The following is a 22004-nucleotide window of genomic DNA, read 5'->3' as shown; positions in this document are numbered from 1 at the left end:
AAAATTAAGTTTTGTGGAACAGGCATCTTGCCTGTTCCTAACCAAGGTGCAAGATGTAAGTTATAACATTTATGACAAAGGTGAGTTGGGAAAAGCGAGCATTATTTTTGATACAGTGCTCGATAAACTGGTTCGCCCCGTTTCAGAGTAGCAATTTCTCTTTCAGTAGGAACAGGCAGGGGATTTTCTGCTAGCCAGTTGTCGCCATTTTGACGTTTGAAACTGGGGTGAGATGAAAAGCGATCGCACATTTCGCTTTCTACTTCCTCAATATCTGACTGGATAAAAACTTCGCCGCCAATTGCCAGATAAGTTGCCAATTCGTTGACTAATTCCTGCTGTACCACCCGCCGTTTGTGGTGCTTTTTCTTGAACCAGGGATCGGGAAACTGAATGCTAACTCGCTGCAAAGTACCTGCGGGTAAAGTTTCTAAAATCGGCTTCAGGGAACTATTCGCATTGCAAAACAAATAGTGCAAATTTGTCAAGGCTTTTTCGTCCCGCCAAAGATTCGCCTCTTCTACCAGAGGTTCCCGAATTTCTAATCCTAGAAAATTCCAGTCAGTTTGTACTTGCGCCATGTGCCACAAAAACCGTCCTCTGCCGCAGCCGATATCTAAATGCAGCGGTAAATTTAAGTCCGCATAGATTTTAGTCCAATCCGGGGGACTTGCAGATGCTTGATATCTAATTGATAGGGGATTGACGTGTTCCCGCACTCTTACTCTTGCCAATTTTGCTGTCTCCTGAATGTAATTTTTAACCGCTGATGAAGGCTGATTAACGCCGATAAATATTGATGTTTGCGATGTTGTTCAATACTTTTTAATTAATGAGCAATTAAAATTTTTCCGCGGAAAATTTTAATTGCTCATTATTGCATTAGGCTTCTGGTTCAATGCCTGCTGCTCTTAATTGGGCGGCTAGTCGATCGGCTTGCTGTTGAACATTTGCTTTTTCCTGCCGTTCCCTTTCTACCATCTCTACTCCCCACAATAACATCTCTCCGCTATCATCCCACCACCGCAACCAATATCCCGTTCTTTCGGCTTTTGTTCCCTGCCAAACACCCAGAAATAACCCAACTCCTGAAATCCAATAACGGCCGAAAGCATCGGGTGGTTGTACTTCATACTTTACTGATGAATCCAAATGGTAGACTTCTAACACTCCGGCGGCTGGTTCAAAAAGTGCATAGACTGGAACGCGCAATATTTGCTCGTAAAAATACCATTTGCCGGGGGGATAAGTTTGTTTACTAGAATATTCATCGTTGGGACTAGCTGACAAAAATTCCATCACGATCGCCGGGACTTCTCCTTCTAAGTTGGGAGTGTAACTACGGCGAATTTCTTGACTGGAAAGCGACTGAACGTTGCGGGCATAAAACCAATCTGGATCTTTAATAACTAGCTTGCCGTTTAATGTAGCGCAAATTCCCATGTTTGGGGCAACTAATATTCCTGTTAAAATTAGCCCTGCGATTTCTAGGATTTCGCGCAAGGTAGCAGCGAGCAAGGGCTGGTCGATATTTTCCACAGGTTCCTCGTCTAAAATGAAGTCGTCTGGCAATTTTTCCCAGGTAATTTTTAAGTCGGCTGTACTGGCTGTCACGGTATTTTACCTCTTACGTAGACTGCTGGAGCGCGGCTCGCAATACTTCGCGATGAAAGAGCGATCGCTCTACTATAAATTTTATCCTGTCTGGCGATAAGGCGTCGCCGTTAGCATAATGTTCGATCCAGGTTTTGCTGATTAAATAAGGATCGTCTGGCAATTCTGATAATAAGTATCCCGGCATTTCTAGCTCTTCCATTAACTGGCTGACTTTGGGATCGTAGCTGAGAGCAAAACAGCGGCATTCTTCGGATGCGGCCATAATTAAACTGTGGTAGCGCATCCCGATCGCCATTTCGACACCCCGGAACACTCCTTTCAACTTTCTCGGATCGTCTAAACTGAGAATGCAGCTCCTTTTGGGCAGGGCTTCGTGCAAATGTTGGGCAATTTCTAAGTCGTGAGACGCTTGAAAAGGCAGCAGCAAAATTAAGGTGCGAGTTGCTTTTTGAAAGTCAACTAAAGCTTGAGTTAAGATTGACAAACGGGCGGGAGTTAGTGTAGAGTGAGAACGCAAACAAACAGCTACTCTGGGCGCAGGTAAATCCCACAAACCCGACACGGGAGAATTCTCCAAAGCCCACACGGGATCGGGCGCTAAAGTAAAGGGAATTTGCCAATCTGCAAGTAAAGTAGCTGAACCTTTATCCCGCACGCTGACGGCGGTGCATCCAGCAAAACAGCGCTGAGATAACTTGCGAGTCATTTCGCGCTTCAAAGGCCCAATTCCCTGGGCCCAAGCAACAGTTTTTAAGCCCATCTGCTGCGCTAATCCCATCAAACCCCCATAATAGAAAGGGCTCACCATGCTAGTAGCGTCTTGGATTAAACTACCGCCGCCCCAGATTAGGGCGTCGGAGGTGCGGAGTGCTTCGATAACTTGAAAGGCATTCATGCGATCGCGCGCAGCTACCCCGTACCGCTGATTTGTCTCGACAGGATTGCCAGACAGGACGATCGGCGTCACGCCATCAGGTAACATTTGCAGTAGCGATGCCAACAGCGCCTCGTCGCCGCCGTTGCCTTTACCGTAATAGCCGCACAAAATTGCTCGCATTTCTACTCTTTTCTTTGTTGGTAATGGGGAATGTAACTATTTTAGATTTTAGATTTTGGATTTTAGATTTTTTTGAGATTTGAAATTTGATAATACTAATACCCAAAAAAATGTTACTGTCAGCAAACTTCAAGGCTTTACGTCATCAGTCAGCTCAAATCGCAAATCTAATAAAATCTCGAATCGCTAATCTAAAATTGTATGACGGGCCCAAAAACAGGTACAAGTCCCGACTTAAGTCGTGGATGCTCCTAAAATTTTAGACTAAAGCTCAAGCTCCAAGATTCATCTGTGGAGTAAATCTAAAATCTAAAATCTAAAATCTAAAATCGACTGACTCATCATACTTTATATGACAGTTGCCTAAGTCCCGATCGATAAATCTTTCATCTTCGTTCACCATACAAAAAATGCACGCTTTGTCAATTCCCACCTGGATTATTCACGTCTCTAGCGTCGTCGAGTGGATTGCCGCCATCTGGTTAATTTGGACTTACGGCGAAGTCACTCAAAACCGAGCTTGGTGGGCCCTTTCCGCCGGAATGCTGCCCGCTCTCGTCAGCGCTATGTGTGCCTGTACATGGCACTATTTTGACAACTCCCCAGCCCTAGAATGGATTGTTACCCTGCAAGCGGCGATGACTCTATTCGGCAATTTTACTTTGTGGGCGGCGGCTTGGTGGATTTGGCGATCGGCTCAACCAGAAAAAATTAAAGATTGAAAAAGAGGTAAATATTTTGAAAAAAATCACTATTTGGGTCAAATTAGCCGCGAGTTCGCTGTTGTTGACAGCCGGATTTTTGCTTCCCAGCAAAGCCAGCAACACTTCCTGGCAACTTGCCCAACAGCCTAACTGCAAAAGTCCTCAAACTACACAGGAGCAGAATGCGTGTTCCAGTCAAGAGTTTCAGGCAGCAGACAGAAAACTCAATCAAGTATATCAGCAACTTCAGCCGAAACTCAACAGCAAACAAAAGCAAAGATTGATAGTAGCACAGCGTAGTTGGCTCAAGTTTAGAGATGAATCTTGCAATTATGAAATGGGGCAGTTTGAAGGTGGAACTTTGGCTGCTTCTACCTACGGTTATTGCAGAGCGAGGGTGACACAAGAACGGGTTAAAGACTTGGATCGTTATTTGAAACAAGCAAGTTTGTAACAGTGCGATCGCTATTTAGTAATGCAATCGATACCCACCCTACGAGAGAACAACGATTGAGTCCCAAATTTTTTTATAAAAAACTCCCTGAAAACCCTGTGACTTTAGTCCAGGGATGAAAGGGCATCGCAGGATTTATCCTGCCTACCAATTTCCCAACTACCAAATGCAGTAAAATTAATCAAGGGAGGTGAAAGTCAAATGTATGCAGTACAAAAAGATATCTGGCATTTAAAGGGATTCGACAAATCCATTGTAGAGCAACTGCTGAGATGGTCAAACAATCTGTTTAATGTCGGGACTTACGAAAGTCGGCAACGATACTTTAAAGACAAAAGTGCGGTTAAATATCCCGACTTGTACAGGATTGCTAAAACTAACGAGAATTACAGCTTACTTTACTCGCAAGTCGCGCAACAATCCCTTAAATCTGTTGCTGAATCTTTCAGCTCTTTCCGAGCCTTAGAAAGGTTAGTCAAAAAAGGGGAAATCAATCAAAAACCCAGATTGCCTAAGTACAGAACCAAAGGCGGTATGTACCAAGTTTCCTATCCGGGACAAGCCTTAAAAATAGTCGGCAATAGGGTAAGACTCCCTCTAGGAAAGCAAGGGAAAGAACACTTCGGGACAGATGCTCTCTGGATTCCACTACCAGAAAGGCTTAAGGGTTGCCAGATTAAAGAACTCAGGTTAATCCCTAGAAATGGTAAGGTCTGGATTGAATACGTCCATGAATCTCTTACCAAGCAAGCTCCTAGCTGTAGTCTCGAAGTAACAGGGATTCTGGGCATAGATCATGGTATCAACAACTGGCTAACTTGTGTTTCTAGCAATGGTAAGCCATTTATTATTGATGGTCATAAGCTGAAATCTTGGAACCAAGAGTTTAACAAACAAAAAGCCAGAGTTCAATCAGAACATTCCCGACATAAGCTACCTCAAGGATTCTCGTCAAAAAAACTGCAACAGTTATCGGAAAATCGCGCCAGAAGAATGAGAGATGCGGTTAATAAAGCTGTCAGAACTATCATAGATTATTGCGAAAGTTACCAAATTAATGTCATAGCCTTTGGTTGGAATAAAGGACAGAAGCAAGAGGTCAATATGGGAGGAAAAACCAATCAGAACTTTGTCCAAATACCGACAGCTAAAGTCAAAGAAAGATTACAACAAGAATGCGATTCTCTAGGATGGAGATTTGTAGAACAGGATGAATCTTACACTTCAAAAGCCAGCTTCTTAGACCGAGATTTTCTGCCAGTTAAAGTTGGTGAAAAACCTGACAATTGGCAACCATCAGGTAAAAGAATCAAAAGAGGTTTGTACCGTTCGGCGAGCGGATTAATACTGAATGCAGATGTAAATGGTGCTGCCAATATCATCCGAAAATCAAATGTAGCCATAGACTCAATTGTTGAGCGAGTGGGTAGTGGGTTGCTGACAAACCCTTTAAGAATCAAACTTTGGGTGGGTTCATCCCCCAAAGTTTGTCCTTAAGAATCCCCGTGTCTTCAGACCGGGGAGTGTCAATTGATCTTTCTCTATCCGGATGGTGTACAATCTAAAATCTAAAATCTAAAATCCAAAATCGCTATGTCCTTCGTTGGTTTGCACATTCACAGCGATTATAGCTTACTAGATGGGGCGTCTCAGCTACAGCAGCTCGCAGAACGGGCGGTGGAATTGGGGATGCCCGCGATCGCCCTTACAGATCACGGGGTGATGTACGGGGCGATCGAGCTCATCAAAGTTTGCCGAAATAAAAATATCAAGCCGATTATTGGCAATGAAATGTACGTCGTCAACGGCGACATTGAAGTAAAAGTTCGAGGTAGAAGAAAATACCATCAAGTTGTTTTAGCTAAAAATACCCAAGGTTATAAAAACCTAGTCAAACTAACCACAATTTCCCACTTAAAGGGAATGCCAGAAAGAGGTATTTTTGCCCGCCCCTGCATCAACAAGGAACTGCTAAAACAATACTCCGAAGGTTTAATTGTTACCAGTGCTTGTTTGGGCGGCGAAGTTCCCCAAATGATTCTGCAAAACAAGCTAGATACTGCCCGTGAAGTAGCCACATGGTATAAAGAAGTATTTGGAGAAGATTACTATATAGAAATTCAAGACCACGGTTCCCCGGAAGACCGGATTGTTAATGTTGAAATCGTCAAAATTGCCCGCGAACTCAAAATTAAAATAATTGCCACCAATGATTCTCACTATATTTCCTGCAACGACGTAGAAGCACACGATGCTTTGCTGTGCATTAACACCAACAAACTGATTGAAGAAGACAAGCGGATGCGCTACAGCGGTACTGAATACCTTAAGTCCGCAGAGGAGATGGCGCAACTGTTTCGAGACCATTTGGATGATGAAACAATCAAAGAGGCGATCGCAAATACCCTAGAAGTCGCAAATAAAGTATCGAGATACGAGCTCACAGGAGAAGCTCGAATTCCCACAATTCCAATTCCCCCCGAACATACAGCCGATACTTATGTAGAAGAAATATCCTGGCTGGGACTCTTAGAACGCCTCAAATCCCGCACCAGAAATGAAATCCCCCCAGTCTACAAACAAAGACTAGAATACGAACTGAAAATGCTTCAGCAGATGGGATTTTCGGAATACTTTTTAGTAGTTTGGGACTACATAAAATATGCTAGAGACAACGATATTCCAGTAGGGCCAGGACGCGGTTCTGCCGCAGGTTCTCTAGTTGCCTACGTCCTCAAAATCACCAATATAGACCCCGTACACCACGGACTACTATTCGAGCGATTTCTCAATCCCGAACGGAAATCTATGCCAGACATTGATAGCGATTTCTGCATAGAAAGGCGGGACGACATGATTAAATACGTTACGGAAAAATATGGTAGCGAGCGCGTAGCGCAAATTATTACTTTCAACAGAATGACATCAAAAGCTGTCTTGAAAGATGTTGCCAGAGTGTTAGGTATTCCTTACAAAAAAGCCGACGAAATGGCTAAATTAATTCCCGTGTCCAGGGGAAAACCGGAAAAACTTAAAGTGATGATTTCCAATGACACACCTGCACAGGAATTTAAAGACAACTATGAAAATACAATTTGCATAAATGCAGAAACTGGTACTGAAGTCCCAGTCCGTCAGTGGATTGACATGGCAATTCGCATTGAAGGAACCAACAAAACCTATGGCGTTCACGCAGCAGGTGTGGTAATTTCTTCAGAGCCATTGGATGAACTTGTACCGCTGCAAAAAAATAATGAGGGTGCTGTGATTACCCAATATTTCATGGAAGATTTGGAATTTTTGGGGCTGCTGAAAATGGACTTTTTGGGCTTAAAAAATTTAACAACGCTCCAGAAAACTGTTGATTATATTAAACAAACCCAAAATCTAATTGTCGATCCAGAAATGCTACCTTCTGATATTGAGCGCAGAGCTCAAGAGACTTTTGGCAGAATCAAAAAGTTACCAGATGATGTAGATAAAACCTATAGACTTTTAGAAAGAGGAGATTTAGAAGGTATTTTTCAGTTAGAATCCTCTGGAATGCTGGATGTAGTGAAAAAACTCAAACCTTCCTGTCTTGATGATATTTCTTCTATTTTGGCACTTTACCGACCTGGGCCGCTGGATGCAGGTTTGATTCCTCAGTTTATTGACTGCAAGCACGGTAAAACCGTTGAGTACGATCATCCGCTATTAGAACCGATTTTAAAAGAGACTTACGGAACGCTTTGCTTTCAAGAGCAAATTATGCGGATGGCTCAAGATTTGGCAGGCTATTCTTTGGGGCAAGCTGACTTGCTGCGGCGGGCAATGGGCAAGAAGAAAGCTGATGAAATGCAGAAGCAAAAAGAAACGTTTATCGACGGCGCAACTAAGAATGGAGTCAGTCAAAGAATTGCTGAAAAGTTGTTCGCGCAGATGCTACAATTTGCAGAGTATTGCTTGAGCTATGATACGCAGATATTGACAGTGGAATATGGGCCGATGGCTATTGGCAAAATTGTTGAGGAAAAAATTGAATGTACTGTTTATAGTGTGGATAGCAACGGTTATATTTATACACAGTCAATTGCACAGTGGCATCGCCGGGGGCAGCAGGAGGTCTTTGAGTATTGCCTGGAAGATGGCTCGATAATTCGCGCCACAAAAGATCACAAGTTTATGACTGTTGGCGGTCAAATGCTGCCCATTGACGAAATCTTTGAACAAGGATTAGACTTAAAACAAATCAACTCTAGCTCAGATATATAAAATGTATCTCGACTATAGGCAGCTAAAATCGGAACACAAGGAACAAATCATTTCTGCTTTTAATCAGGGCATGGAGTGTCGAGACATTCCTAACTACCTTGGTGTGAGTGAAAGAGCAGTTTCAAGGGTTTTAAAAGAAGCCGACATTAATACTAAGCGGCGAAACCGCTATACTTTAAATGAGAGCTATTTTGATGTAATTGACTCTCAAGCTAAAGCTTATTTATTAGGATTGATAGCTGCTGATGGCTGCGTTACTCAAACTAATTATGTAGCTTTTGAATCTATTGACAAAGAACTTACAGAAATGCTCAGCATAGAGCTACAATACTCTGGTGAAATTAGAGTTATTCAGCCTCAAAATTATGCTCCTCACTACCGAATAAATTTTTCTTCTGAAAAGCTGGCAAGCTCTTTACAGAGCTACGGCATCATAACAGGAAGAACTTTTTCGGAAGTTACCTATTTCCCTAACTTAAAATATTTAGGGTCTTATGTGTTAGGCTATTTTGATGGTGACGGTTGTGCTTATGCAAACAAAGGTAGAAGTGGCGGTTTAGTCTGCATTGTTGGTTCCTTTGAATTTGCCCGCGAACTAGCAATGCACCTAGGGATGGGTTCTGTACAAGAGCATCAATTAAAAAAAGTTTATTATTGGAGAATCTTTAGTCGAAAAAATATACAAGCATTCTATGATTTTGTGTATCAATATCCCAGCTTGGGATTGCAACGAAAGAAAACTAAAATAGAGGCTATTCTCAGGACTTACAAACATGGTTAAAATTATTAGTCGAAAATCACTAGGAACTCAAGAGGTCTATGACATAGGCGTTGAACGAGAACATAACTTTATCCTAGAAAATAGTTTGGTGGCATCTAACTGTTTTAATAAATCCCATTCAATGGCCTATGCCTATATCACTTATCAAACTGCCTATTTAAAGGCGAATTATCCTCTAGAATACATGGCTGCACTGCTGACGGCTAACAGGGGCGATCAGGATAAAGTACAGAAATATATTGCCAATTGTCTCAAGCTGGGTATTGAGGTTGAGCCGCCCGATGTTAATAGCTCGGAACTTACTTTTACACCGATGCCGAAACAGATGACTGGCTCTGCAAAAGATAAAATTTTGTTTGGAATTTCGGCGGTTAAAAATGTGGGAGAAGCGGCAATTGAAAATATTTTGGCGGCGCGGCAGGAAGGGGGTAAGTTTAAATCGCTGGCTGATTTGTGCGATCGCGTAAATCTCCATTCTGTCAACCGCCGCGCTTTAGAAGCATTAATTCAATGCGGTGCTTTTGATAAAATTGAACACAACCGCAATCAATTAGTACACGACCTCGAAGGGGTAATTAAATGGGCGCAAGAGCGCAAAAGAGACCGAGAAAGCGGCCAAGGTAATCTTTTTGACTTGTTAGGTGGGAATAGCTTTGGCAAGTCAGTCAATACCTATGAGTCCGCGCCAAAATCTAAATTAATAAAAGATTATGACAACCAAGAAAAATTGCGTTTAGAAAAAGAACTGCTTGGCTTTTATGTGTCAGAACATCCCCTAAAGTTTCTCATGCAAGTAAACCCAGACCCCGATGTGGTGACTCTCGAAGAGTTAGCAGATAAAAAGGGGAAAGTATCAGTTATTGTCATGCTCAGCGCTATCAAAATGGTAGTGACAAAAAAAGGCGATGCGATGGCAATTTTGCAATTAGAAGATTTGACTGCTCAAATAAAAGCTGTGGTGTTCCCCAAGTCTTACGAACAAGTGAAACCTTACATTGTAGAGAATGCTATCTTACTGATTAGTGGAAAAATCGAGAAAGATGGAGAGGAAATTCAGATAATTGTAGACACTGCAAAGCCGGTGGAAACAGTACAGGTTGAAGAGGAAATCGAGAGGGCCCAACCGGAAATAAATAACCATTGGCCGGCGGAACCAGTCAACGTTGTACGATCGACAAAACCTGTCGAAGTTTTAGAAATGGTGATTGTCAAGCTGACACCGCAGCAAGTACAAGACGGGAAAAAACTCAATTCCCTCAAAGCTATTTTGCAAGAACTTTCCAATCGTGGAGAAGATGCTAGCGTTTCTGTGGGGGGAATGGTTGTCGGCGAATATTCCTGTCAACCCCTTCGCATTAGCCCTCAATTGTGGGTGCAAGATGGCGAGGGAACTGTTAGCCGGCTCAAGTCGGCTGGATTTGATGCTTGGGTTTTTCCTCTAGAAAATCGCGGGGATGCTGCGGTATTTCGAGAAATGCGATCGCAACTTAATGTACATTCTTGGGCTAGTCGTTTACTTGACACTGAAACCGATCGCCTTCACCAGTATGTCAATTATCTCGCCCAACTAAGGAATGAGAATTAAATAACTTCCACTCTTGAAAGTGGGATGGGCTCTTATAGCCCGTCATGAGTGGACGGGCGGGACGCCCATCCCACAATAACAATTAAAATTGTAAGTTATTTAATTCGCGATCCTAAACAGACGCTAGTCAAATGAAAGTCTCGCATTAATCCCGACTACCCTCTCAAGTTTATTCTTGTGAGGATGCTTTGGCTTTAATCACCGCTTCTCTAAAGCCTAAAACTAATAAAATATTGGCAAGTGTCAAGAATAGTTCCGCAGAACCGTGCAGCCAATCTACATTTGCTAGTGACTCGTTGTAGGCAACTTTTGCGTAAATTGCGGCGGGAATCGTCACCGCTACAAAAACGAGAGTCCCGTAAAATCCCATCAGAGCTAAACGGGGTGTTTTTCCCGATCGAGTCAAAAACCAGAGAAATCCCAAGTAGGGAAATAGAGACAGAACAAATAAAGTTTCTTTGGAAATCATTAGTAATTGGTGAGCGACCAGATACTATGATAAATTAAAATATCAAAAATTAGTGTGAATAATTTTTAACCTTTAATGTTGAGTTTTTAATATTTAATTATAATATTTAATTCGACAGATGCACCCGTTTCTATCGAACCGCTATAGAATCACCCAATACCATAGCTCTTAACCCAAGCCGCAGCAGGTGGGCAGTATTCAAAACCCCTCACCCACGCGGAGACAAAACCCGTAAATTTTCCCCCTAACACCGTTTTTAGCCTACTAACACATTTTTTACCGTGCCAGTCTGTTAATTGTCCAGGAAGCATCTCATATTTGTAAAAACACTTCTTCTGGCTCCTTCCTTCTTCCTCTTCCCTCTTCCCTCCTGCCTCCTGCCTCAAAACTCCTGCCTCAAAACTCCAATTTCTAGCGGAGGCCTGCTTTCATTGAGATGCTCCCATTGTCCATCACCCCAAAGCTACCCAGCAATTAGAAAGAGAGACGGTTCCAAAGTTTTCTGTCTGCTAGGCATCAAGTAAGCCTCGTTCAAAACCTCTAAATCCAAGCCGTTATTTCTATCTGCTGCAATAATTTCCTTCAGCTTAGCATCAAAATCAAAACACGGCCCGCAATCCCAAACTTTGAGTTCCAACCGTCCATTAAACACCGTAATTTCGAGTTGCACAGGAGTTTCTACTGGCAGATTTTTGTGAGCGTGGCGAACTGCATTAGTGAAACCTTCAGCCAACCCCAACTGAATCTTCCACCAAACTTCATTGGGGAGCGATATATCTTTCAACTGTTCAAACCACAACAAAACTTGAGTTAAAGCATTGACATCTGTGTTGACTTGCAGGCTAATATGTTGAATAAAAGTTTCATGCAGCTCTTCTTCCTGCTCTGTTTCAGTCTGCCAATCCCAGGTGTTTAATAAATTCATTAACCCATCTAAAACGCTAGCTTTTTTTATATTTTGGGAGCGATTGCAACCTTCTACTTCGTAACTTTTGCTCAGCCACAAACAGTTTCGATCGTCGAGAGTCCGGGTGTAACTGATCTCGTCTGCAATCTGCCACATGAGTTTGATCCCCCTGCCACCTTCTGCAAGTTGATCTATGCTGTTGGACATCTATTTTCCTCGTCTGAAAGTATTAGCTGTACCCTATTTTCCCACCCGCCGATACATTTGGTATATTTTTTTTATACTTGCTGGCTCGGTATTATTTCGGGGATCATACAAAAATGCTATCTTTTTTATAGAAGGCAGCGCATCAGCAATATGTCTTAAGAGTCTAAGCCAATTGGCTTATTTACCGATCGCCTGTAGGGAGAACGATCGCCCTCGGCAGCAAAATCCCACTGCATCGATTACCAATACTTATCCGTTGTCGGAGTCTGCCACTTGCTGCTGCCGTCGCCAGATATAGAATCCCTGGCATTTAGCGCCTCCGGTCGATCGTCGTTCGCTGCAAGGGAGCCTTGATGTGCGGGCTTTCATCCCAAAGGCGTAGGTAATATCCGCGATGGAGAGCGCGATGGCTACGCCCCGGCTTACGCCTACGAACCTTACACCGTCGAGCCGCGTCCATCCACTAGACTAGGACTTACGCAAACCACCCAGTTTCTGCTTAGAATCTTGGGTTGGACAGCGATGAATTAACGAGGAAACCGGGTTTTTGGTCTCCCGCGCGTAAGTCCAGCAGACTAATCGGTGTTGAAAGGCAGTTACAGGACTTACCAAGACTATGACCAAAATCAAACTGAAAATTCTGACAGCAGCGATAATGCTACTCCCATTTTGCGCCGCACTTCCCTTACAAGCTCAAAATCTGTCCCTAGTAAAGCGGCTGCTAGAAACCAGAGGATGTCCCGGATGCGACTTATTTGGCGCTTCCTTGAGCCGTGCAGATTTGTTTGGCGCTTCCTTGAGCCGCGCCACTCTCAGCAGGGCTGACTTAGTTGATGCCGACTTGACTGCGGCTGACTTAATGGAAGCTAATTTAAACAACGCCAACATGAGAAACGCCTTTTTGGCCGACGCCGACCTCAGCAAAGCCGACATGAGCAGGGCCGACATCAGGGGAGCCAACTTAGAAAATGCCAACCTCAGCGAGAGTTTTCTGCCAGACGCATCCCTCCAGTTGGCTAACTTAAAATGCAGTAATTTGAGCGCCGCTAAACTAACTAGAACTGACCTAAGAAATGCCGATTTAAGCGGTGCAAATCTCAGGGGTGCAGACCTCAAAGAAGCCGATTTAAGCGGTGCAAATCTCAGCGGTGCAGACCTGAGAAATGCCGACTTGAGGGATGCGAGATTGAACAAAGCTAATCTCACAGATGCCAATCTTTGCGGTGCCAGGATGCCAAACCAAAAAACATCTTGGCGAGGCTGCGAGGTTAAGAAAGAAGAAGCTATAAGCGCGAACAATTACTGTAATTACTGCTATGCCTTAAATGACTGGTGGCTTAATGTATTAAGGTTCTACTAAGTAGTATCATCGCGATAACTGCTCTGTTTAATATGTACAGTTAGAAGTGCGAGTAGGCGGTACAGATATCAAACTTAACCTGTTACCGCCAAGAGCTTTGATCTACTGTGAACAACCTAAAAATTGGCTCAGTATTTGCAGATATTCTGCGCCCCCGATATCTGCCACATTAGTGTGACCTCCATCAGGAACTATGTACAACTGTTTGGGTTCAGGTGCTGCATCAAACAGTTTTTTGGTCATTTCCACTGGAACTACATTGTCAGCAGTCCCGTGAATAAACAGCACAGGCATTTGCAGGCGATCGACTTTTGAAAGAGAATCAAACCGCTGTGTCAGCAAAACATCGATCGGAAACATCCAAAACAGCCCTTTTTGGAAATTCACCATCGCCCGCGTCGAAGTAAAAGAGCCTTCTACAATTACCCCTGCCGCCTCCGGGTGACGCAAGGCTAGATCGATCGCGATCGCCCCTCCCAAAGAATGACCGTAGAGATAAATTTGATTCGGGTTAATCCCCCGCTGTTTCACCAAATAATCCCAAGCAAGCTGAGCATCCTCATAAACCTGAGATTCACTCGGAAAATCGCCCTGGCTTTTTCCATAACCACGATAATCGATCACAAATACCGACAAACCTAGCCCATGAAATCGATGAGCGTGTTCGACATTTGATCCCACATTTGAAGCATTGCCGTGCAGGTACAAAACTACCCCCCCTAACCCCCCCTTGTTAAGGGGGGGAACCGGAGCGACTGCCGGTCTCTCACTTTGCGGGGACGTTCCGACTCCTCTAGCTCCCCCCCTTGGCAAGGGGGGGCTGGGGGGGGTATCCGAGTCTCCGGTGTTAACAGAGGGAACAGCCTCCCCCTTTCTTGCTCCACCCCTAGCTTCGGGGGGGCTGGGGGGATTTTCCGAGGCAGGAATCCACCACCCGTGCACGCTTTCCACCGCGCCTGTTTTAGTTGAAATTGGCAACCAAACATCTTGATATTTCAACTGAAAATCATCTGGCGTAGTTTCGATCGCCCGCGCAGGAAAAAAGATAAACTTACCTTGCGCTACAAAGAGGAATACACAAGCAGCAGAATAAGCAACGGCCAAAACTATCCCAAAAGCTATTAGCGATTTAGACAAAAGGAATACTAGGAAATTGTTCATAGATAGAGCACGCGGGAAATTAGAGATCGCTCAAAAGCTAATGGCAAATTATTAATTCAGACAATTAGCCAAGATCGATTACTAACTTCCGCCACCGTATTCCGCCGATTTTCAGAAATTAATGCAATTCGGGGTGGTGCAAGTGCCAATTCGTAGACTGTTCGTAAGCGTGAGCCACCTGAAACAACCGAGATTCTTGCAAAACATTACCAATCAGTTGTATACCCACCGGCAGTCCTTTATCATCAAATCCGCAGGGCAAACTCAAAGCTGGCAAACCAGCAAGATTCACCGGAATAGTCATCAAATCTGACAAATACATACTCAGGGGGTCATTGAATTTTTCGCCTGCCTTAAATGCGGTAGTAGGAGCAGTGGGACAGACTAAAACATCAACTTGAGAAAAAGCTTTTTCAAAGTCTTCTTTAATCAAAGTCCGAACTTTTTGAGCTTTTAGATAATAAGCATCGTAATATCCAGCCGACAATACGTAAGTGCCGATCGCAATCCGGCGTTTAACTTCCGCACCGAACCCTTGAGAGCGGGTTTTGGCATACATATCCAAAAGATTATCGGAGTCTGGAGACCGGAAACCGTACTTAACTCCATCATATCGCGCCAAATTTGCCGAAGCTTCCGAGGGAGCAATAATGTAGTAAGTGGGCAAACCGTAGCGGAACCGGGGACAAGAAATGACTTGAATTTCGGCGCCCAATTGTTGAAATTGCTCGATCGCCTTAGTAACAGCGTCTTTAACCCCGGAGTCCAGCCCTACACCAAAAGTTTCTTTAATTACACCAATTCTAATCTGACCCTTCGGTCGCAAACTGGGTCTTAAAGCTTGAGCGTAGTCAGGAATTGGGACATTAAGACTCGTGGAATCTTTCGGATCGTAACCGGCGATCGCCCCCAACAAAATCGCCGAATCCTCAACAGTCCGGCCAAAGGGCCCGATTTGATCGAGAGAAGAAGCATAGGCCACCAAACCGTAGCGAGAAACCAACCCATAAGTCGGTTTCAGCCCCACCAACCCGCAAAAAGCTGCAGGTTGGCGGATTGAGCCCCCAGTATCCGAACCCAAACTCACGACGCATTCTCCAGCGGCTACTGCTGCGGCAGAACCGCCAGAAGACCCTCCGGGCACGCGCTCCAAGTCCCAAGGATTCGCGGTAACTTGATAAGCAGAAGTTTCTGTCGAGCTCCCCATTGCAAACTCGTCCATATTCGCCTTACCCACAATCACCGCACCGGCTGCTTGGAGTTTCGAGACGACGGTGGCATCGTAGGGAGGAACAAAATTCTCCAAAATCCGAGAGGCGCAGGTTGTGGGAACGCCCTCGGTGCACATATTATCTTTAACGGCGATCGGGATACCGGCCAACAGCCCAATTTGCTCTCCGGCTGCGATTTGGGCATCCACTTTATGGGCCTGCGCCAATGCGCTGTCTGCTGTCACGCACAGAAAGCTTTTCAACTTCGGCTCTAGCTGGGTAATTCGGTCTAATGCTTCTTGAGTAATTTCCACAGCAGAGCGTTCTTTATTGACCAGTTGTCGGTGCAACTCGCGGATGGATGCCATGCTCGTACCTTTATCATTTCTACTTTGAGACAATACAGTTAATATAACTGGCAATTGTACCTGCTTACAGCCCGAAGGCAAAGTCGGCTATTTTTGTGGCGAAAGTTCGAGCCTCGAAGAGGGCTCAGCTAACGGGCGATCGGTCATTTTATATACAATAGATTAAATTCCCCAAATCCCACGGGACACAAAATAGCGATCGAGTTTTTTACCTCATCTTTTAACAAACCAAGAATGCAACTGTATCAAAACTTATGCAAAAAGTGGTTGGACGCGCGAATTATGTGAGTAAGGGGTAAGGTGTGCAATGCGACCCCTACATAATTAGGTTCGGTCTCCAAGACTGTCTATGCAAGATCGCAATCATTAGGAAATCAGTCATTCCAAATTCTGTAATCTAAATTCTAAAATATTACAGCCCAGTTTGTCCTCGATGCAACCCAGGATTTATGGGAAAAAAGATGCCCTAAAAAATCAAATAATCCCAGATAATGACTGCTTTATTGCTGGAATATTCAGACTTTACTAAAATTTTTGTTATATAAAAAATCCCACGCTTGTTATATCTGATTTATTTTTAATAGCATAGTTAGCAGCATCTGCCTCGGATTTCTTGTGAAATTAATCACGTCCTGAATATTCCGAAAAACATGAAGGAAAAATAGAAAAGGATGCTAATAAAATATTAGAGTATGGCTGTCGATACCCTAATAATTATGGTCAGATTAGGAAGAGCAGTTTTTTAGTCAACAATCACTGAAAGTTATCAGTCAGCCGAGTGAATTAATGGCTGCGGCGCGATCGAAGAAAATAGTAATCGACCTTTTCCGATCCACGCCCATTGTACTAGAGCTCAAAAAGCCTGTCAGAAATCAGGGGTTCACAAAAAAGCTCGAAACGCTCACCGCCACACCGAGGTCTTTTGTTGCGCGCACCTGCAAAAAAAACAGCAGTCAATCGATTTTAGATTTTCGATTTTAGATTTTAGAGGCGACCCCACGGATAAATGCGGGGGCAATAAGTGATTTTCGATTTTAGATTTTGGATTGATTCCACGGATAAATCACGTGGCGGGTACCACGTTTGAAATTCTTGGTCCTTCCTCAAATGCGACTAGCTGCGTGCATCTGCGCTAAAAAACGCTAGGTATTTGCCGCCACGATCCCCAGGAAAATAATTTCATCCGGAATTATCCCCAAAACCAAAGATATATGGTAAGAAGTTCCCGATGCCCCGTTGGAGGAATGCCACCTAAAGCTCACTTAGAATCCCACCTGACGGCAGAGGAACTCAAAATTCGCTACCGGCAGGCACAAAACACCACAGAGTCGCGCCGCTGGCACTTGCTGCTGTTAGTGTCCCGAAATTGGACTATCAAACAAGCAGCCCAAGTCGTAGGCCTCAACTACGACTACGCCAAAGAAATTGTCCAGCGCTACAACCGAGAAGGGCCTAACTCTGTGAGAAACCGCAGCGGAGACCGCCAGCCCCCTCCTGCAAAATCCTTGCTGAATCCTGAACAGCAAGAAGAACTGCGACAAGCCCTGCTAGGCCCTGCCCCCGACGGCGGAGACTGGACAGGCCCCAAAGTCGCTCGCTGGATTGCCGAAAAGATTGGTAGCGATCATGTCTGGCCCCAACGCGGCTGGGATTACCTCAAGCGGTTGGGTGCTGACTGGCGACGGCGGCGCAGAAAGTAGATAGTTCGCAATATTTAGAGGGGGTTGATTGCCTTCGTGCGATCGCTCCCTTTATTTTGGTTATTTTGCCACATTGGCGCGATCGAACTATTTTAGATTTTAGATTTTAGATTGAAGAAAAAATCTAAAATCTAAAATCTAAAATCTAAAATCGTTTGACTGATGTAACAATAGCTGCTTATATAGAATTTGGTTGTGTTGAGGATGTTAAATATGCCAGATATCAGGCGTTTTTTGTCGATCGCCAACAAGATGGCGGCAGTAGTAGCCGGCATTGGACTGGTTCAGATGTTAACCATCGCAAGTTCATTCTCTCAATCATCTAACCCCCGTTCCCTAGACGAACTCTACAAAATTCGCGATGGGCTAATTGCCGAATTAGAACAACCCTCATCTCCCTCCCCAGAACCAAGCATCCTCTCCGGCTTAGTTCCCTTCGCAGCCGCCAATCCTCAAGAACAACTGCTACAGCAGTTGCAAGCGGTGGAAGCTCAAATATTAGTAGAAAAGAGGGCTAACGACAACTTACAGCAAGCAGTCCGTTTAGCCAACAGAGCCGTAGAAACTAAACAGCAGCCCAATAAGTCGATCGAATCTTCGCAGCAAACTCAATTTTTCTGGCATCAAGCCCTCAACAACTTGCAGGAAGTTCCTCAAAATTCATTTTTAGCTTCCCTCACTGCCTCAAAAACTCAAGAATACCGGGAAAATTTAACAGCAGCCACCTCTCAAGTCCAGCAAGCAAAATCAGATTTGTTGGGTGTGCTTGCGCGGGAAAGCGGTTTGTCGGCTCAAGCTTCGATCGGCATTTGCAACCTTTCTAGAGAATGCGTAAACCTGCGGGGCGATGTACCTCCTATCAGTCCAGCCAGCTTAATTAAACTGCCGATTGCTGTCGCCCTGATGCAAAAAGTCGAAAAAGAAAAAATTAGTCTGAACCAGGAAGTATTAGTCACTCGCGGTAATTTCACCGAAGACGCATCGGCAAAGATTAGGTCTAATCGCAATTACCCGCTACAGCTACTGTTAGAAGAAATGATCTATCGCAGCAGCAATATCGCCACCAATCAACTAATCGATTATTTAGGTTCGGATTACATCAATCAATATTTAGATAATAGCGGCTACGAAGTCACCCGCGTCAACTTCAAATTAATGGGGGAAAGAATTATGCCCTCCAACCCCGGTTCTGGTCGCAACCGCGTGACTGCTAACGAACTCACCGAAATGATGGTGCAAATTTACAACGGCGAAACACCCGGTGCTAAACTGTTAATAGAAACTCTCAACCGCCAGTACGATCACGCTCTGGGATTTGCCGCCTTGGAAGGAACTAAAGCTCAGTGGTTGGGGGAAAAAACCGGTCAAAATTCCTGGGTACTCGGCACAACTTTAGCGATGAGCATTGACGACGAGGCCTATGTGATTACTGTGATTGACAGCCGCAGCGGCGAGCTACAAATGCGCCAGTCTATTTCTAAAATTGCCGATTACATGGTCCGAAACCCCAGCTTTTGACCGCTGGAATATACAATTTATAGCGGGGACAACGCACCGCCTAAACAGTTAAAAAATGCCGCATCAACAACTCAGTGTTTCCGTCAAAGGCAAAGGATTTCCTATTCTCTGCTTGCACGGCCATCCAGGTTCCGGCGATTGTATGTCCGTCTTTACAGAACACTTATCAAAACGCTTCCAAACCATCGCCCCAGACTTGCGCGGATACGGCAACAGCCGCACCTCAACTTTCTTTGAAATGACCGATCATCTGGTCGATTTAGAAGCACTATTAGACAGATTAGGAGTCGATCGGTGTTTGGTAATCGGATGGTCTTTGGGAGGGATTTTAGCCCTGGAATTAGCCATGAAATATCCCCAGCGAGTCACCGGTTTAATTGTACTCGCATCCGCAGCAAAACCGCGAGGAAGTCACCCTCCCATCTCTTGGCAAGATAACCTTTACACTGGTTTAGCCGGAATTATCAATTGGGTGATACCGGGTTGGCAGTGGAATATTGATACTTTTGCGAGGCGATCGCTCTTTCGCTACTTGATACAGCAGCATAAAGCCACCCCTTACCGCTACTTAGCACAGGCAGGTACCCCCGCCTACCTCAAGACTTCCAACACGGCCACCAAGGCGTTAAATACCGCTCTGAGGGCTGGATACGATCGACTGCTGCACCTGGGCGACATTCATTGTCCGTGCTTGGTGTTGGCCGGAGAGGGCGATCGGCACATCACCTCAGCATCCAGTTTAGAAACCGCCCGCCACCTCCATGATTGTCAGTGGCAGTGTTATCCCAATACAGCCCACTTGTTCCCTTGGGAAATTCCCGATCGGGTACTCGCAGACATCGATCGTTGGATAGAGAGTCACCCCGAAGCAGTGGGCAATTGCTAGTCTTAAATTTGGAGTTTGTCACAAGCAATTAATCACCCAACACTCAACTGTTTTGAAGTTACAACTGACAACTCAAAACCGCACAGCGTTGCGAGGGAAGCGTAGGCCTCTCAAAACTCAAAATTCCCCCTGCTTCTACTGACCGCTCAAAACCGGCCACAGCCCTCCATCACCAAGCTTTCCCAAATCTTCTGCAACCGTCAAAGTAATTGGTTTGCAGCGGTGAATCGAAACACTAACACCTTCTGCCCCTTCATTTTCTATGTCTTCTACATATCCTGCTTTTGCAGTTGCCGCCTCTGCTTGGGTTAAGAACGGGCCAAAATAGTAAATGCACCGCGGCGCTGAAGTTTTAACTTCAACCCACCAAGCCAATCCGAAAAAGTTGAGCAAGCTAATCAAGAATTCTTTCATCTGCTTTTCTTCTAATGTATTTGACGGTGTTTTCAGGGTGCTGCGAACACGCCTAGGCTTTTGTTATTTACACGTGGCTGACTGCTGCCAAGAACCGCTCCAAACCTATTTAAATATATCTAAATAGATTTGTGTCGAATTCCTGTTTGAACCTAGGGGCTAGGCTTCTTCTACTTTCGCCGGAACAAGTAACGACAGTCGATCGACTATCCTTACTTGTTCCGGGTGTCGTGCCACTCCATGCTGGGCGGCATTGACAATAAACTACTCTGTTGTGCTCTTTTTTTCAACCACCTTTACGATCCGTGTACGTGAAACTTTTTGGGCCCGCGCTGACGGTAAATTTCGTATAAAGCCATCCCCGTTGCTACCGAGACATTCAGGCTAGGAGTCTGGCCCCTTAAAGGAATTGAAACTAATCCGTCACATCCGCGCTGTATCAAAAGGCTCAAACCGTCAGCCTCACCACCCACCACTAAAACAGTCGGCCCGGAGAACTTGACTGTCTCTATAGATTGACCGACGCCTGCTGCAGTGCCATAAATCCAGAATCCAGCCTCTTTGAGTTCTTCCAGAGCCCGGTTAAGATTGACAACCCTTGCCACGGGCAGGCTTTCCAATGCCCCTGCTGCCACTTTTCTCACTGCTGAGGTAATCCCAACCGCCCGCCGCTGCGGAATCACCATGCCCTGAGATCCCAATGCTTCTGCGGTGCGAATAATCGCCCCTAGATTGTGCGGGTCGTTGAGTCCTTCTGCTACCACAATTACTGGATCTTCGCAAGCCGACTTAGCCTTTGCGATCAGTTCGCTCAAATCCAGGTATTCGTAGGCTGATACTTGAGCCGCTACGCCTTGGTGGTTTGCTTTGCGCGTGATGTAGTCGAGGCGCAAATCGTCAACTTCGTCAATGATGCTGCCGTTGGCTTTGGCTTCGGTTAGCAAGCTATGAAAGCGGGGATCGTAGCGCAGGTGGGGAACAACCCAGATCCGGTTGAGGACTTGGTTTGTTTCTAAAGCTGCTTGTACCGCATGGCGGCCGTAAATCATGTCGTCTGTGTCTGCGTCTGGTTGCACGACTGTATTGGAGGCAGTGTCAACAGGGCGAGTGTCTCTGTCTTTGTCTCTGTCTCTGAAATGGTTGCCCCGGAATTCCTGCGGGCTATTGTCTTTGTCTCTGTCTTTGTAATAATTTCCCCTGGATTCCTGCGGGCTGCTGTCTCTGTTTCTGTCTCGGAAATTGTTGCGGGCCGGCTGGGGGCTGCTGTCTCTGTCTCTGTCTCGGAAATTGTTGCGGGCCGGCTGGGGGCTGCTGTCTCTGTCTCTGTCTCGGAAATTGTTGCGGGCCGGCT

At 45.0% G+C, this 22004-nt stretch carries 20 protein-coding genes; 10 read left to right on the top strand and 10 right to left on the bottom strand.

The annotated features are described in order from the left end of the window. Positions 1–101: 101 nt before the first annotated feature. The 3 genes from trmB to csaB all read right to left on the bottom strand — a co-directional run bounded on the left by trmB (position 102) and on the right by csaB (position 2674). Positions 102–734 carry a tRNA (guanosine(46)-N7)-methyltransferase TrmB gene (gene trmB / locus QT984_RS12230; RefSeq protein WP_333057179.1) on the bottom strand — a complete coding sequence of 211 codons (633 nt, stop codon included), beginning with the start codon at positions 732–734 and terminating at the stop codon, positions 102–104. A 148-nt stretch (positions 735–882) separates the two neighbouring features. Beyond that, a complete protein-coding gene (locus QT984_RS12225) occupies positions 883–1614 on the bottom strand; it encodes a Uma2 family endonuclease (RefSeq protein WP_333057178.1) in 732 nt (243 codons plus the stop codon). Between the two features lie 13 nt (positions 1615–1627). Continuing rightward, positions 1628–2674: a polysaccharide pyruvyl transferase CsaB gene (gene csaB / locus QT984_RS12220; RefSeq protein WP_333057177.1), complete on the bottom strand. Its 1047-nt coding sequence runs from the start codon at positions 2672–2674 to the stop codon at positions 1628–1630. Between the two features lie 410 nt (positions 2675–3084). Between csaB and QT984_RS12215 the strand changes: the two genes are divergently transcribed. The 6 genes from QT984_RS12215 to QT984_RS12190 all read left to right on the top strand — a co-directional run bounded on the left by QT984_RS12215 (position 3085) and on the right by QT984_RS12190 (position 10452). Beyond that, the gene (locus QT984_RS12215; protein ID WP_333154630.1) at positions 3085–3396 is read left to right on the top strand and encodes a DUF2499 domain-containing protein; all 312 of its coding nucleotides are present in this window, start codon (positions 3085–3087) and stop codon (positions 3394–3396) included. Between the two features lie 16 nt (positions 3397–3412). Continuing rightward, the gene (locus QT984_RS12210) at positions 3413–3832 is read left to right on the top strand and encodes a lysozyme inhibitor LprI family protein (protein WP_333207654.1); all 420 of its coding nucleotides are present in this window, start codon (positions 3413–3415) and stop codon (positions 3830–3832) included. A 201-nt stretch (positions 3833–4033) separates the two neighbouring features. After that, complete coding sequence (locus QT984_RS12205) at positions 4034–5329, top strand: transposase (RefSeq protein ID WP_333233606.1); 1296 nt, start codon at positions 4034–4036, stop codon at positions 5327–5329. Positions 5330–5425: 96 nt separating this feature from the next. Then, positions 5426–8086: a DNA polymerase III subunit alpha gene (locus QT984_RS12200; RefSeq protein ID WP_333374089.1), complete on the top strand. Its 2661-nt coding sequence runs from the start codon at positions 5426–5428 to the stop codon at positions 8084–8086. Between the two features lies 1 nt (position 8087). Next, the gene (locus tag QT984_RS12195; protein WP_333374087.1) at positions 8088–8867 is read left to right on the top strand and encodes an LAGLIDADG family homing endonuclease; all 780 of its coding nucleotides are present in this window, start codon (positions 8088–8090) and stop codon (positions 8865–8867) included. Beyond that, on the top strand, positions 8860–10452 hold the full coding sequence (locus QT984_RS12190) for a helix-hairpin-helix domain-containing protein (RefSeq protein WP_333207650.1): 1593 nt from the start codon (positions 8860–8862) through the stop codon (positions 10450–10452). The genes QT984_RS12195 and QT984_RS12190 overlap by 8 nt, the downstream gene beginning before the upstream one ends. 169 nt (positions 10453–10621) lie before the next feature. Here the strand turns inward: QT984_RS12190 and QT984_RS12185 are convergent, their stop codons facing one another. The 3 genes from QT984_RS12185 to QT984_RS12175 all read right to left on the bottom strand — a co-directional run bounded on the left by QT984_RS12185 (position 10622) and on the right by QT984_RS12175 (position 12345). Further along, a complete protein-coding gene (locus QT984_RS12185; protein WP_333057168.1) occupies positions 10622–10921 on the bottom strand; it encodes a DUF3593 domain-containing protein in 300 nt (99 codons plus the stop codon). Between the two features lie 463 nt (positions 10922–11384). Beyond that, positions 11385–12035 (bottom strand): ATP-binding protein, encoded by a 651-nt coding sequence (locus QT984_RS12180; protein WP_333057167.1) that lies wholly within the window; start codon positions 12033–12035, stop codon positions 11385–11387. A gap of 181 nt (positions 12036–12216) precedes the next feature. Next, complete coding sequence (locus tag QT984_RS12175) at positions 12217–12345, bottom strand: hypothetical protein (RefSeq protein ID WP_333057166.1); 129 nt, start codon at positions 12343–12345, stop codon at positions 12217–12219. Between the two features lie 306 nt (positions 12346–12651). Between QT984_RS12175 and QT984_RS12170 the strand changes: the two genes are divergently transcribed. Further along, positions 12652–13395 (top strand): pentapeptide repeat-containing protein, encoded by a 744-nt coding sequence (locus tag QT984_RS12170; RefSeq protein ID WP_333057165.1) that lies wholly within the window; start codon positions 12652–12654, stop codon positions 13393–13395. Between the two features lie 102 nt (positions 13396–13497). Here the strand turns inward: QT984_RS12170 and QT984_RS12165 are convergent, their stop codons facing one another. After that, entirely contained in the window at positions 13498–14556 is a 1059-nt protein-coding gene (locus QT984_RS12165) for an alpha/beta fold hydrolase (protein ID WP_333374085.1), read from the bottom strand. A 118-nt stretch (positions 14557–14674) separates the two neighbouring features. After that, positions 14675–16135, bottom strand: coding sequence for an Asp-tRNA(Asn)/Glu-tRNA(Gln) amidotransferase subunit GatA (gene gatA, locus QT984_RS12160; protein WP_333057204.1), 1461 nt, complete (start codon positions 16133–16135; stop codon positions 14675–14677). A gap of 1244 nt (positions 16136–17379) precedes the next feature. Between gatA and QT984_RS12155 the strand changes: the two genes are divergently transcribed. The 3 genes from QT984_RS12155 (at position 17380) to QT984_RS12145 (ending at position 20239) form a co-directional block, all read left to right on the top strand. After that, positions 17380–17835: a helix-turn-helix domain-containing protein gene (locus QT984_RS12155; RefSeq protein WP_333057162.1), complete on the top strand. Its 456-nt coding sequence runs from the start codon at positions 17380–17382 to the stop codon at positions 17833–17835. A gap of 213 nt (positions 17836–18048) precedes the next feature. After that, positions 18049–19353 (top strand): serine hydrolase, encoded by a 1305-nt coding sequence (locus tag QT984_RS12150; RefSeq protein ID WP_333374083.1) that lies wholly within the window; start codon positions 18049–18051, stop codon positions 19351–19353. A gap of 55 nt (positions 19354–19408) precedes the next feature. Next, positions 19409–20239 carry an alpha/beta hydrolase gene (locus tag QT984_RS12145; RefSeq protein ID WP_333057160.1) on the top strand — a complete coding sequence of 277 codons (831 nt, stop codon included), beginning with the start codon at positions 19409–19411 and terminating at the stop codon, positions 20237–20239. Positions 20240–20374: 135 nt separating this feature from the next. Here the strand turns inward: QT984_RS12145 and QT984_RS12140 are convergent, their stop codons facing one another. Both QT984_RS12140 and rlmB read right to left on the bottom strand, forming a co-directional pair. After that, positions 20375–20653, bottom strand: coding sequence for a DUF1816 domain-containing protein (locus QT984_RS12140; RefSeq protein WP_333057159.1), 279 nt, complete (start codon positions 20651–20653; stop codon positions 20375–20377). A 296-nt stretch (positions 20654–20949) separates the two neighbouring features. Next, the coding region (gene rlmB / locus QT984_RS12135; RefSeq protein WP_333315325.1) for a 23S rRNA (guanosine(2251)-2'-O)-methyltransferase RlmB at positions 20950–22004 on the bottom strand (1055 nt) is incomplete at its 5' end.

The sequence above is a fragment of the Microcoleus sp. Z1_B2 genome, from assembly GCF_036700325.1.
GTDB lineage: Bacteria > Cyanobacteriota > Cyanobacteriia > Cyanobacteriales > Microcoleaceae > Microcoleus.
This window is presented reverse-complemented; position numbering and strand designations above follow the sequence as displayed.